The sequence below is a fragment of the Rothia nasimurium genome, assembly GCF_928381705.1.
Lineage (GTDB): Bacteria > Actinomycetota > Actinomycetes > Actinomycetales > Micrococcaceae > Rothia > Rothia nasimurium_G.
In genome coordinates this window covers 1-11,966 of sequence record NZ_CAKMSR010000010.1, presented here as the reverse complement: position 1 = coordinate 11,966, position 11,966 = coordinate 1, and the positions used below count along the sequence as shown (strand labels likewise).

13 protein-coding genes and 1 CRISPR repeat array are annotated in these 11,966 nt (G+C 61.7%); of the genes, 6 read left to right on the top strand and 7 right to left on the bottom strand.

What is annotated here, in order from left to right; translation table 11 throughout:
• The first annotated feature begins 14 nt into the window (after positions 1-14).
• Together L6762_RS08925 and L6762_RS08920 are read left to right on the top strand one after the other, a co-directional pair.
• Positions 15-464, top strand: coding sequence for a gamma-glutamylcyclotransferase family protein (locus L6762_RS08925; protein WP_237186909.1), 450 nt, complete (start codon positions 15-17; stop codon positions 462-464).
• Positions 465-1,238 (top strand): trimeric intracellular cation channel family protein, encoded by a 774-nt coding sequence (locus L6762_RS08920; protein ID WP_237186908.1) that lies wholly within the window; start codon positions 465-467, stop codon positions 1,236-1,238.
• On the opposite strand, the gene L6762_RS08915 is transcribed toward L6762_RS08920, so the two are convergent.
• Complete coding sequence (locus tag L6762_RS08915; RefSeq protein ID WP_237186907.1) at positions 1,235-1,699, bottom strand: GNAT family N-acetyltransferase; 465 nt, start codon at positions 1,697-1,699, stop codon at positions 1,235-1,237. The genes L6762_RS08920 and L6762_RS08915 overlap by 4 nt on opposite strands.
• 136 nt (positions 1,700-1,835) lie before the next feature.
• On the opposite strand from L6762_RS08915, the gene L6762_RS08910 reads away from it, so the two are divergent.
• Together L6762_RS08910 and L6762_RS08905 are read left to right on the top strand one after the other, a co-directional pair.
• Positions 1,836-2,057 carry a DUF6290 family protein gene (locus tag L6762_RS08910; protein WP_237186906.1) on the top strand — a complete coding sequence of 74 codons (222 nt, stop codon included), beginning with the start codon at positions 1,836-1,838 and terminating at the stop codon, positions 2,055-2,057.
• A gap of 2 nt (positions 2,058-2,059) precedes the next feature.
• A complete protein-coding gene (locus L6762_RS08905) occupies positions 2,060-2,323 on the top strand; it encodes a type II toxin-antitoxin system RelE family toxin (protein WP_237186905.1) in 264 nt (87 codons plus the stop codon).
• 137 nt (positions 2,324-2,460) lie between these two features.
• Here L6762_RS08905 and L6762_RS08900 read toward each other — a convergent pair whose 3' ends face one another.
• Genes L6762_RS08900 through L6762_RS08885 form a run of 4 tightly spaced genes read right to left on the bottom strand, consistent with a single transcriptional unit; the run spans position 2,461 to position 5,946 of the window.
• On the bottom strand, positions 2,461-3,210 hold the full coding sequence (locus L6762_RS08900; protein ID WP_237186904.1) for an amino acid ABC transporter ATP-binding protein: 750 nt from the start codon (positions 3,208-3,210) through the stop codon (positions 2,461-2,463).
• Positions 3,203-3,880 (bottom strand): amino acid ABC transporter permease, encoded by a 678-nt coding sequence (locus L6762_RS08895; protein ID WP_185173617.1) that lies wholly within the window; start codon positions 3,878-3,880, stop codon positions 3,203-3,205. The genes L6762_RS08900 and L6762_RS08895 overlap by 8 nt, the downstream gene beginning before the upstream one ends.
• 57 nt (positions 3,881-3,937) lie before the next feature.
• The gene (locus L6762_RS08890) at positions 3,938-4,768 is read right to left on the bottom strand and encodes a transporter substrate-binding domain-containing protein (RefSeq protein ID WP_237186903.1); all 831 of its coding nucleotides are present in this window, start codon (positions 4,766-4,768) and stop codon (positions 3,938-3,940) included.
• Between the two features lie 41 nt (positions 4,769-4,809).
• Positions 4,810-5,946, bottom strand: a complete 1,137-nt coding sequence (locus L6762_RS08885) for a trans-sulfuration enzyme family protein (RefSeq protein WP_237186902.1) — start codon at positions 5,944-5,946, stop codon at positions 4,810-4,812.
• Positions 5,947-6,246: 300 nt separating this feature from the next.
• Here L6762_RS08885 and L6762_RS08880 point away from each other — a divergent pair, with 300 nt between their 5' ends.
• The gene (locus tag L6762_RS08880) at positions 6,247-8,469 is read left to right on the top strand and encodes a ZmpA/ZmpB/ZmpC family metallo-endopeptidase (protein ID WP_237186901.1); all 2,223 of its coding nucleotides are present in this window, start codon (positions 6,247-6,249) and stop codon (positions 8,467-8,469) included.
• A gap of 95 nt (positions 8,470-8,564) precedes the next feature.
• On the opposite strand, the gene L6762_RS08875 is transcribed toward L6762_RS08880, so the two are convergent.
• Complete coding sequence (locus L6762_RS08875) at positions 8,565-9,386, bottom strand: NlpC/P60 family protein (RefSeq protein WP_237186900.1); 822 nt, start codon at positions 9,384-9,386, stop codon at positions 8,565-8,567.
• A gap of 402 nt (positions 9,387-9,788) precedes the next feature.
• Positions 9,789-10,928, bottom strand: a complete 1,140-nt coding sequence (locus tag L6762_RS08870; protein ID WP_237186899.1) for a pirin family protein — start codon at positions 10,926-10,928, stop codon at positions 9,789-9,791.
• A gap of 273 nt (positions 10,929-11,201) precedes the next feature.
• Positions 11,202-11,778: a CRISPR direct-repeat array (repeat unit 28 nt; unit sequence GGCTCATCCCCGCACACGCGGGGAACAC).
• A gap of 5 nt (positions 11,779-11,783) precedes the next feature.
• Here L6762_RS08870 and L6762_RS12080 point away from each other — a divergent pair.
• Positions 11,784-11,945 (top strand): hypothetical protein, encoded by a 162-nt coding sequence (locus L6762_RS12080; RefSeq protein ID WP_423817110.1) that lies wholly within the window; start codon positions 11,784-11,786, stop codon positions 11,943-11,945.
• The last annotated feature ends 21 nt before the right edge of the window (positions 11,946-11,966 follow it).

Genomic DNA, 11,966 nt, shown 5'->3' with positions numbered 1-11,966 from the left:
GGTACGATAGAGGCATGACAGCCCATTACCCCGTTTTCGTTTACGGCACCCTGCGCCCCGGTATGAGCAATCATCACTGGTTCCGCGGGGCGGATGCCAACAGGGGCGATGCGACCATCACCGGCTACGAGCTGGTCACGAACGGTTCCTACCCCTACTTGCTCCCGGCGTCCGCACCGGTCGGCAGTGACGCCGCCGGGCAGGACGCCCCGGTGGTGCGCGGCACCCTGGTCTTTGTAGACCCCGCCGACTGGGAGGCCGTTGCTGCCTCCCTCGATGAGCTTGAGGGTACCGACCCTGCGCGTCCTGTGCACGATGGCAACCTCTACAACCGGGTGCTGGCCGAGGTGGTGACGGACGCCGGTGAGCCGGTTACCGCCTGGGTCTATATTCCGCCGGTGAGCAAGCAGGCGCAGCTGCGCGAGCGCTACCCCCTGGTGCCTGGCGGCGAGTGGACCGAGTAAATGCCCCCTTTTGATTTTGAACCAGAGACCTGGTTCCGTGTGATCGATGTTGCCGCTATTGTCACCAACGGTCTGTTGGGTGGGGCGGTTGCCCGCGCCCACCGTTTCGACATTGTGGGGTTCATTATTTTCTCGGTCATTACAGCGATGGGCGGGGGCATTATTCGCGATGTTTTGCTTGATACCGGTTTTCCCGTCGCTCTGACCGATAGCTACTACTGGGTGGCTGCGCTGGGGTCTGCGGCCCTGGCCTACCTGATGGATTTTGGGTCCCGCTGGGCTGACCGTACCCTGCTCGTGGCAGATTTTTTGGGCATGGGCTGTTGGACCGCCACCGGAACTATCAAGGCCCTCGCCCTGGGTCTGCACTGGCTGCCGGCGATTGCCCTGGGTGTGGTGACGGCTGTGGGTGGCGGGGCTCTGCGCGACATTATGGTCAACCGTATTCCGACGATTCTGGGCGGGAGCCCGCTCTATGCCACGGTGGCTTTTGTGGGGGCTTCTGAGGTTGCCCTGTGCGTGGTTTTGTGGGACCAGCAGGTGCTGGGCATGGCTCTTTCTATTGTGACCTGCCTAGTCATGGGTATTTTGGCGCGGTGGCGCCGCTGGCAGCTGCCGGAGCCAGTTCAGCTCAAGGTGCCCCGGCCCCGTCTGCGGTTAGGACGCCGTCGCCCGGCTTCGCGCGACCGGTGGGTTCCCGGGGCTCCGCTGACCCAGGAGATGCGCATTATTGACGAAGAAACAGCCCGAGCCCACCGCGAGGGGCGGTCTTAGGGTGCAGCATTCACCCCTTTAACCTCATCAAAGGTAAATTTCGCCAGGGTCACGCAGCCGTAGCCCTCAACGGGAGCAAAACCTCTGCCCCGGTAGAGGTCGATGACGTGCTGGTTGCCAGGGTGGGTGTCGGTGGTGATGTAGACCTGGCGGACGCCACCCACGGCGTCCAACGCCATGTCGAGTAGGTGGGAGCCCAGGCCAGACTTCTGAAAGTCCGGGTTGATGAGTAGGTCTTGAATATAGCTGATGCTGACCCCATCACCGACAACCCGCACTAGCCCGGCGAGCCGGCCGGTGGCGTCCTCGCGAGCCACCGCCAGGTAAAGGCTACCTGCGCACATGGGCACCAGGTCTTCGGGGCGGTCGGTGTAAGCGCTCCACCCAACAGAGGTGTAGAGATCTACCAGTTCCTGCTGGCTAGGTACCAGACCTACTGAAAAAGTAAAAGCAGTGTTCATGGGCAAAACTTTACTGTGCACTTATCCCTGAAAATACTCCCAGCTTGTTCATCACAGAAAGCAAGTCCAGAACAATATCCTATTGTTGAAAGTACAGCCGTTTGCCATACTGGAAAGCACAGTAAGGAGAGAACCTATGACCGTGCATGTTGAGTTTACAGCTACTGAAGAGGCACAGCTACAGAGTCTTTCTTCCGCTCTTGGTACGAGCACCGAAGAGCTAGTGCGTTCTGCTGTACTTGATTATCTTGAGCAGCAGGAAGAACAGGTATGGGCACAGCAGGCGTTGGCGCGCTTCGAGGCAGACGGCCGTGAGACCCGCCCCGCCCAGGAATTGTGGGATGAGCTCGGGGTCTGAATGTGGCCTGGCAATTAGTGCTGGCAAAAGAGTTTGAACGATCGATTAGAAAGCTCGATAAGCCGGATATTCGTAGAATTAAGACTTACCTTGACCAGGTAGTTCAGTTAGATAATCCGAGGGATCGGGGAAAAGCGCTGACAGCTGACAAGATTGGCCTGTGGCGTTATCGTGTAGGAAATTTTCGAGTACTCGTAAAATTTGAAGATCAGCAGATGCAAGTTATTGCTCTCGATGTTGGTCACCGTTCAACAATTTACCGATAGTCTTCTAAGCTCCTCTGGTATTAAAAAATCACCCCATCCTTTTTCTCTTCACCCTAGTGATTATCTCGGGGTGAAGAGAGAAAGGACGGGGTGAAGTCGGCTCCCGGAGCGCAGACCGCCCCTAGCGCCCCAGCGCCTTAGATGCGGTAGTCCGTCATTTCGAAGATCTGCAGGAAGCGCTGGATGCGTTCGTTGTCGGAGGCGAAGAAGGCTTCGGGGGCGCCGTTGTAGAGCACGTTACCGCCGTCGAGGAAGACGATGCGGTCGGCGACCCGGCGGGCGAAGGCCATGTTGTGGGTAACAACCACCAGGGAGCGTTTTTCGCGGGCCAGGTCGATGAGCACCTGAATGACTTCGGCTTCAAGCTCGGGGTCGAGGGCGGAGGTGGGCTCGTCAAAGAGCAGGTAGTCGGGGGCGACCGCCAGGGCGCGGGCAATGGCGACGCGCTGCTGCTGGCCGCCGGAGAGGTTATCGGGGTAGGCGTCCGCCTTGTGCCCCAGCCCAACCTTCTCTAGGAGTTCGCGCGCGAGCTGGGCAGCGGCGTCCTTACCCATCTTGCCGTTGAGTACCGGGGCCAGGGCCACGTTCTGCTCAGCGGTGTAGTGGGGGAAGAGGTTAAAGTTCTGGAAGACCATGGCCGAGTGCTTGCGGATGGTGCGTACCTGCTCGTCGGTCAGGCCGGCGGCGAAGTCTACCGAGTCACCCTCAATAGTAAGGACGCCGGACTCGGGGGTTTCGAGCAGGTTCAGGCAGCGCAGCAGGGTGGATTTACCCGAGCCGGAGGGCCCGAGAATAACCGTGGTTTCGCCGTTGTCGAGGTCCAGGGAGATGTCACGCAGGATGGTGTTCTCGCCGAAGCTTTTGGTGAGGTTCTTCAGGCTAAGCATTGACTGTCCTTATGTAACGGCTGGTGCGCTTCTCTAGGGCGCGCTGGGCGATGGAGAGAAGGGTGAAGATGACCAGGTAGATGGCGGCTACTTCAAGGTACATGGCCAGCGGTTCGAAGGTGCGGGCGGCGACCTGCTTGCCGGACTGGAAGAGGTCGACCATAGAGATGACCGATACCAGGGAGGTGCCCTTGACCAGGTCGATTAGGTCGTTACCCAGCGGGGGTAGGGCGATGCGGGTGGCCTGCGGGATGACGACGTGGCGCAGGGTCTGCATCTTGGTGAAGTTGAGGGTGCGGGCGGCTTCGAACTGGCCGCGCGGTATTGAGGCGTAGGCTGAGCGGAAGGTTTCAGCCACGTAGGCGCCGGTGTTGAGGCTCAGCGCGATGATGGCGGCGGGCCAGGTGTCGAGGGTGATGCCGACGCGGGGTAGCCCGTAGAACACCAGGAAGAGCTGCACTAGAAGCGGGGTGCCGCGGAAGAACCACACGAAGGCTGTGGCTAGCCAGTTGAGCGGGTTGTAGCGGCTGAGGTTGCGGGCGGCGGTGGCCAGCAGACCCAGTACCAGCGCGAGGACGAAGGAGATGAGGGTCAGCGGGATGGTCACCTGCACGGTGGCCAGCAGCAGGGAGGGCAGAGATTGTGCCCAGAGTTCTAGGTAGCGGTCCATAGTGTTCTACGGGTTACTTTCGGTTCGGACGCCGGGGTTCGGCTTGCCGGGGCCTGGTTAGGCCTTGGGGCTGAGGTCGATGCCAACGTACTTTTCGTAGATGGCCTTGAAGTCGCCGTTCTCCAGGTGCTTGGCGATGGAGTCGTTGATGGCGGTCTGCAGGGTAGTGGCGCCCTTGGGCATCAGGATTGCGGACTGGGAGGCATCGCCGAGCACACCGTCGAGCAGGCGGATGGGGGCGTCGGGGTGCTGCTCCTGGTAGTAGGCGAAGGTGACGGCGTCGTTACCGCAGGCGTCCACGCGGCCGGTGAGGACCTGCTCAATGGCTTCGTCGAAGCCGGTAACGATGGTCATCTGGGCGCCTGCTTCTTCGAGCAGGGTGCGGAAGTTGGAGGTCTCTGACGAAGCTGCGGTAGCGCCGTTGAGGTCAGCAATGGTCTGCAGGCTGGAGTCCTGCAGGACGGCTACCTTACCTTCTGAGGCGACGTAGGGGTTGGAGAAGTCGTACTTCTGCTTGCGCTCTTCGGTGGGTGAGACGTTGTTGATGACGATGTCGTAGCGGTCGGCGTCGACACCGGCGATCAGGGAGTCCCAGGGGGTTTCGGTGTATTCGGCGGTGACGCCCAGGTCGGCGGCGATCAGGTCGCCGATTTCCTTTTCCATGCCAACGAGTTCGCCGGCTTCGTTGTGGTAGTTCCAGGGGGCGAAGGTGCCTTCGAAGCCGATGCGGATCTTACCGGCGTCCTTGATGGCCTGCAGCTTATCGGCTGCGGCAGAGGAGTCGGAGGTAGTAGATGAGGAGGAGCCGCAGGCGGCCAGGGCCAGGGCGAGGGCGAGGGCGGACGCGCCAGCTGCGGAGAGCGCGGTACGGCGGGTGATGTTCTGCATGGGTTTACCTTTCGGTGATTGTGCTTGAAAAGAGAAAAGTTTTAGGCGGCGTCGAGGGCGCCGATGATGTCGGCGCGCAGATCATCGACGTCCTCGATGCCGACGGCTACGCGCACCAGGCGGGTGGTGAGGCCGGCGTCGTCACGGTCTTCTGGGGAGTAGGCGCCCTGGGTCATGGTGGTGGGTAGGCAGACCAGGGACTCAATGCCGCCGAGGGAGACGGCGAAGGTGAAGACCTTGAGGGAGTCGAGGAAGGCATTGATGTCGTGGCCTTCCTTGACGGTGAAGGAGAAGAGGGCGCCCTTGCCGGCGGCTTGTTCGGCCTGGATCTGAGCTTCTTCGGCGCTGTAGGAGCCGGGGAAGTAGACAGTCTCTACGGCGGGGTGGGCGGCGACAGCCTCGATGATGGCTTCGGCGTTGGCCTGCTGGCGCTCCATGCGCAGGGCCAGGGTCTTGACGTTCTGCAGCAGACGGTAGGAGTCGATGGGTGAGAGCACGCCGCCGGAGATCAGCTGGGCTTTGAAGAGCTTGTCAGCCAGGTTGGCGTCGTTGGTGGTGGCGACGCCCGCGAGCAGGTCGCCGTGACCGGCCAGGTACTTGGTGGCTGACTGCACCACAATATCTGCGCCGAGTTCCAGGGGCTTCTGCAGGTAGGGGGTCATGACGGTGTTATCGACGACCAGCAGGGCCCCGTGGCGGTGGGCCAGCTCGGCGACCTTCTTGATGTCGGTGACGCGCAGGGTGGGGTTGGAGGGGGTCTCAATGAAGACCATGCCCACGTTCTTGCCTTCAAAGTGGGCGTCGGAGAGGGTGGAGAGGTCGTAGACCAGTTCGTGTGCGACTCCACGCTTGGGCAGTTCGATGGTGGCGAAGCGGTAGTTGCCGCCGTAGACGGGCATGCCCATGAGCAGGGTCTGGCCGTGTTCCAGGATTCCCATGGCGGCGGCGGTGGCTGCCATGCCGGAGCCGTAGAGGAAGGCGTGCTCGGCACCCTCGATGGCGGCGAGGGTGGTTTCTGCCTTGGAGCGGGTGGGGTTGCCGCCGCGCTGGTATTCGAAGGGGCCTTCGGTGCCGTCGGTGGGCTGGCCGAAGGTGGAGGCGGTGTAGATCGGGGGCACGACGGCCTGCTCTTCGTTGGAGTGGACGGCGTGAATGGCGCGAGTGGTAAAGCCTGCCACGGTGGTTCCTTTCGGTATCAAGAAAAAGCGTATTTATAGAGCCTATACCTGCTATCTGCAAGGCAGAGAATTAATGTTACGCGTTTATGACGTCGCTCTTGGGTAAACACAAGAGGTATAGCCAAGGGCACATCGGCTTGGTGACCCAGACCCCACAAGCCCACTGCCCCGCCCCAAAACCGCCCACAGCCGGTATTCTTAAAGAAGAGGTGCGGGCTCTGCGCCCCCTTCGTCTGCTATCACTTGAGGACGATACCGCCACCTCACACATCCCCTCAGACACCACACAAAGAGTTCTCTATGCCTACCTCCCCCATTCATCGCCGCACCCTCATTCAGGGCGCAGCCTGGTCTGCCCCCACCATCATTGCCAGCTCGGCGGTGCCCGCCTACGCCGCATCAACGCCGTCCGCTGACCTTTTTGCCACCCTGGCAGCAGAACTGGGCGGTATCTCCTTCACCGAGTCACAGACCGTCTACGACTCGCTCTCACCCACCATTCGCATTACCGACATCACCAACAAGCGGCTAGAGATTTCTCGCCGCACCAGGCGTCCTTTCAACTCCGTGACCGAGGCAGAGGCCCGCGCTGAGCTCCAGCCCGAGGTGCTCAAGGCTACCGGCCTTGAAAAGCAGTTCAACGTCTCAAAGCTGCTGGCCCAGAATACCCTCACCGCCATTGCTGCTAACCCCCTCTACGCCCACCTCTCAGAGGCAGAGCGCGAAACCCTCATCACCAACAAAGTGAGCGGGCGCAAGGAGCAGTTCCTACTGGGCCTGGCCTACCTGCGGTCACTCTATTCTTTCGAGCTAGGTGGTGTGAACGTGGCAGAAGCCCTCATCACCAACCCCGAGCAGTTCGGTATCGCAGGGGTTGACCCGGTTGACTACATTCTCAACATCGGCTCCCAGCGAGCCAATGTGCTGGCCTTCAGCAACTCCCCCACCGCCCACCGCACCGTGGTGCGCCTGCCCGAACTCACCAGCTTTATCGCAGACCGGGCAGGCACCAGCGACCTAGATGCCTGGATGCGGGAGCAGAGCGGAGACATCATTGCGGACGACGCCGCCCCGCTCTACAGCAAGCTGGCGGCAGACCCTGCCACCCAACGTTTTATTCTGCCCCTGCTCTCGCAGGAAACCGACGGGGTATACGTTGCGACCACCCCGGCTTCTATCACCTTCGGCCACACCTACACCTATGTAGACCCTGCCACCGCGGGGAGCAGTACGGCCGAGAAAACCGCCTTTATTGACGAGCTCAACCGCCGGGCAGCCGAACAAAACGCCTTTGTGGAACTCTGGACCCGGCTTACCCCCTCCTACGCGGGTGAACTCACCGGCAACCGCCTGGCGATTGATACCTTCCAGGGCTACAAGGCCCAGAACATTTCCGCTTCCTGGCTACCTAAGACCAGCCCCGGGGCAATCAGCGACTTCTTTGCACCCCTTAACCTCTGGGCCCCCTACACCCAGGCAACCGCCCAGGCTGAGGGCACCGGTATGCGCTACTTCATGGGTAAGGCTATCTCTGCTAACGGCGTGACCACCTACGGCCACGAGATGACCCACCTGATTGACGACACCTTGCTCACCAACGGCGGCGGCCTGCGCGACGGTTTCGGCCCCGAGACAATCGCCCGCGGTATCTTCGAGGGCCCCGATAGCCCCACCTCAGCTATCGTTGGCTTCAACCAGTACTTTGACTGGACGGCCGTCCCCGACCGTCTACACAATGGCAACCCCGAGCAGTTCGCCACCAAGCAGGACCTCTCAGCCTACATGCGCTCCCAGCTCGATACCCTCTACCTGCTCGATGCCCTTGAGGCAGAAGCTATCCTGCGCCGCCCGGCCGAAGAGCGTGCCGTCCTGCTCAACCGCCTGAGCCAGACCCCGCGCGGCACCACCGGCCACACCGACGACACCTTCAGCACCATCACCGTGGACGAAGCAGCCGCCCTCTCAACAGTGGAGGACTTCACCGCCCAGGGTCTGGTGGTCTCCCGCTACCAGTGGCGCGGCATCAGCACCATCGGCACCGCACCGGCCAACAGCTACTACACCATCCCCCTCTTCGACCCCGCCTACGGCGCCTACACCCCCGCTACCGGGGCGCCCGGCGATATTACCGTCCGCCGTCAGGCCTTCGACCTGCTGGCCTACAAGGGCTACGACGAGGGCATGGTCCCCTATATCTCTAACCAGTACAAGGCCGCTGCGGGCGGGGCCCTGTCGGATAGCTTCATCATGGGGCAGATCGGCATTGCCGACTACGCCGCCGACCGCGCGGCCCGCTACCGCCAGGGGCTTGAGCGGGCGGGGGCGTCCGGGGTCTTCCCCTTCACCCACCGCGGCCAGACCATCGCCTCCCTCGATGACCTGCGAGCCCAGTTCGACCGGGCACTAGCCGCCGACCTGCCCTACCTGCAGCAGGCCCGAGCTGGCTCTACCAGCGCCATCTGGTCGGTGACCGCTGTGCGCGAGCTCAAGGCCTCCTTCTACCGGGCAGCTATGCAGCTCTAGAACCCCTAGCGTTAGAGCCCGAAGAACTGAAAAAGTCCCGCTCCCTGGTGAGGGAGCGGGACTTTTCTCAAGAAAAGACGCTGTTAGCGGTTGCCTTAGCTGTTGTAGCCAGCGGGTGATACGAAGATCGGTGCGGACGCGGTGGGCAGGTTCACCGAGAAGATGGAGGTGCCCATACCGTTCCAGCCGCCGTGTACAGCCTGGCCGTTGCCAATGTAAACGGCGATGTGCTGCTGGCCGAAGCCGTTGGACTGGTAAAGAACCAGGTCGCCGGGCTGGGGGTTGCTGGTGACAGTACCCAGTGACATGTAGTCCATGGGCCAGCCGTGGAAGTTGATGCCAGCGGCGCGCAGGGAGTTGGTTGCCAGCATGGTGCAGTCGGTCTGAGCGTTGACGGCTGCGGCACCCAGGGCGGCTGCTACAACAGCATCGCGCTTAGCCTGGTTGGTGGCGGTGGAAAGAGTGGGGGCTGCTGCGGGTGCAGGAGCGGGAGCCTGGGTTGCTACAGGAGCTACGGTTTCAACGGGAGCAGGAGCAGGAGCTGCTTCTACAACCTCAACGGTCTCGGACTGAACAGCAACGGTGGCTTCTTCAACGGGAGCTTCGACGGGTGCTTCTTCAACAACCGGAGCTTCTACAGGAGCCTCTTCAACGACGGGGGCTTCCTCAACGGGAGCTTCCTCGATAACGGGGGTTGCTTCAACGGGCTTTTCGGGAGCTACGATGTAAGCGGGAACGCCCCAGCTTACGACCTTGCCTTCACCTGCAACGGCGAATGCCTTGAGCAGGGGGGTTGAAACGGCTGCACCGTTGTCTACGGTGGTCTGCGGGGCTTCATTTACCGATGCGTTTGCTGCTGCGAGAACAGCACCGGAGAGGATGACACCTACCGCACCTACTGAGAGTGAACGACGCAATGTTGTACCTTTCGTCTCTTCTTGAGATTTCGCAGCCGGGTTGCTGCTACTGCTGGGTGGCCCGTACGTAGGGTTGTGGGCTCCCATGCTTCCCTCGGAAGCTGATTGGACTTTGAACAGCCTATAACGATTTGGTAACGATGTATACCGAATCGTTATAAAAAGTTGATTTTTCTGCTCTATGTCACGTCTCAATAGGGGCACAGAGGGTGCTGGGAATCTGCTGTTAAGACTGGTCATCGTGGGTTACTGGTCGGTAACCTGTGCGGGCAAATTCTCCCGACATAATATGCGACACGGTAGCCGCCAGGTCACGATTTCATGACGAAAACCGTGACCCAGCCGACAACTTTTAGGTACTGCGCAAGCGGACGCGCGCCCGTCCGCCCCCCTTGCCCGGGGCTAGTCGCCGCGCAGTTTCAGGCGCGCGTTGGGTAGGTCGGGGGCGGGAATGACGGAGGTGCGGGGTTTTTCGTCGTATTCACCGGGCAGGAGTACCACCCCGCCGAAGCGGGGGTGATCTGCGGTAGCGCTCTGACCGGCGGCAAGGGCACCGTCGGTTACTATGTCAGCACCAGAGGCACCCGCCGGGGCGGTGACGGCCTCGAAGCTCTCGACCTGGGCGTTCCAGGCGGCGCGGGCCTCGACGATGTCTTCGTGGGTGCGGCCGATGAAGTTCCACCACATGGTGATTTTTTCGCCAAAGGGGGTGCCGCCGAGCAGGATCAGGCGGGTAGCGCCGATGGCCTCGATGGTGAGCTCTTCGGTGCCGGATTCGATAAAGAGCATTTCGTCGGCGGCGACGCGCTGGCCCTTAATAAGGAGGGCACCTGTATCGACCACGAACCCGTGCTCGAATTCGGGGTTGAGGGTCAGGGTGAGGGTTCGGCGCGGGGCATCTTCTGCCGGGTTCTTGTCGGCCCGAGGGTCTGAGCCGGGAGCACCCACCAGAATTTCCGCGCCCAGCAGGGGCGAGAAGGTGGTGACAGGGGACGAGCCGGTCTTGGTTTCCTCATCGACGGTCACACCCAGCTCCCCCAGGAAGACGCGGGCCTGTACCGCAGCCGGGGCGGACGCGTCCTGCCCGCTCCCCTGCTCACTGGCTTGCCCGTGCCCGCTGAAGGTGAGGGCTTCGGGCACGAAGTTTTCGAAGGCGGGGGCGGTGTTCATGTCATCGCGGGGCAGGGCGATCCAAAGCTGGATGCCGTGCAGCACGGTGGTGTCTGGCGTGGAGTATTCGGAGTGGTTGATGCCGTAGCAGGCGGTCATGAGGTTGAGTTCGCCGGGGCGGACGTCGGCGACGGTGCCGAGGGAGTCGCGGTGTTCGATGGTGCCGGTGAAGATCCAGCTGGCGGTTTGCAGGCCGGTGTGGGGGTGCGGGGCGACGCGCATGCCGCCGGTGACGGCGACGTCGTCGGGGCCGTAGTGGTCGATGAAGCACCAGGCACCCACCATGCGGCGCTCGCGGGAGGGCAGCAGGCGACGCACCGTCATGGCGCGCAGCCCACCCAGGGGCACGGGGCGAGGCTCAATGAGTTTCATGGGTTTAGTGTACGCCGGGGCGGACGGGGGCGGGTGGGTGTGACGGGACGGCTGGGGCAAGCGGACGCCAGAGGGGCAGATACGCCGAATGCGACTCCTTTTCCCGAGCGGGCGTTGTTTTAACGTCCTATCGGGAAACAAAGTCGCATTCGATGAGCTGCCGGTAAGACCTATGCAGAGCAGAGCTTGCCTCTCCCATGCGAGCTGTTTTCTGTAGTAGTACACATCAGCGGGGAACACCAACTCTTACAACGAATTCGCCACCCTCATCGGGGCTCATCCCCGCACACGCGGGGAACACACTTCTGTGGGGTCTACTGGTTGGGGGCGGACGGGCTCATCCCCGCACACGCGGGGAACACCAGCTTCATTGATGTCACCTTCACCTTCCCAAAGGCTCATCCCCGCACACGCGGGGAACACTGAAGGCGGCGGCCTCCCTGCCCTCCCGGCGGAGGCTCATCCCCGCACACGCGGGGAACACGAGAGGGCACGCTGATAGCGGGTGACGCGCTTGGGCTCATCCCCGCACACGCGGGGAACACCGGCTGTAGCGAACGGGGCCCACCAAACCTTTGGGCTCATCCCCGCACACGCGGGGAACACAACGTCCAGACTCTCGCCACTTCGTTTCTGTCGGGCTCATCCCCGCACACGCGGGGAACACAACGTCCAGACTCTCGCCACTTCGTTTCTGTCGGGCTCATCCCCGCACACGCGGGGAACACTTCGGGTACGAGCTGCCTGACATGCTGACCGTGGGCTCATCCCCGCACACGCGGGGAACACTTTTTCTTTCGTTGGGTGGGGTGAAAAATCGTGGGCTCATCCCCGCACACGCAGGTAGAAAAACTACTGGATAACTTCACAGATAAAGAACTATCGTTGATTGAAGCCTTAGCTAGTGGTATCAATGAGGCTTATTCAAAAGTCCCACCCGCAGCCAAAAACACCAACCCCCGCACCACCGCAAACACCCGCCCATACAACCCCAACGGCCGCCTAAACCCCGTATGAAGAATCCGCCAAGTCTTGATG

Coding starts and splice junctions, on each gene's coding strand:
- L6762_RS08920 (WP_237186908.1), top strand. CDS start 465: ATGCCCCCTTTTGATTTTGAACCAGAGACCTGGTTCCGTGTGATCGAT.
- L6762_RS08890 (WP_237186903.1), bottom strand. CDS start 4,768: ATGCAGAACATCACCCGCCGTACCGCGCTCTCCGCAGCTGGCGCGTCC.
- L6762_RS08910 (WP_237186906.1), top strand. CDS start 1,836: ATGACCGTGCATGTTGAGTTTACAGCTACTGAAGAGGCACAGCTACAG.
- L6762_RS08880 (WP_237186901.1), top strand. CDS start 6,247: ATGCCTACCTCCCCCATTCATCGCCGCACCCTCATTCAGGGCGCAGCC.
- L6762_RS08900 (WP_237186904.1), bottom strand. CDS start 3,210: ATGCTTAGCCTGAAGAACCTCACCAAAAGCTTCGGCGAGAACACCATC.
- L6762_RS08925 (WP_237186909.1), top strand. CDS start 15: ATGACAGCCCATTACCCCGTTTTCGTTTACGGCACCCTGCGCCCCGGT.
- L6762_RS08870 (WP_237186899.1), bottom strand. CDS start 10,928: ATGAAACTCATTGAGCCTCGCCCCGTGCCCCTGGGTGGGCTGCGCGCC.
- L6762_RS08915 (WP_237186907.1), bottom strand. CDS start 1,699: ATGAACACTGCTTTTACTTTTTCAGTAGGTCTGGTACCTAGCCAGCAG.
- L6762_RS08895 (WP_185173617.1), bottom strand. CDS start 3,880: ATGGACCGCTACCTAGAACTCTGGGCACAATCTCTGCCCTCCCTGCTG.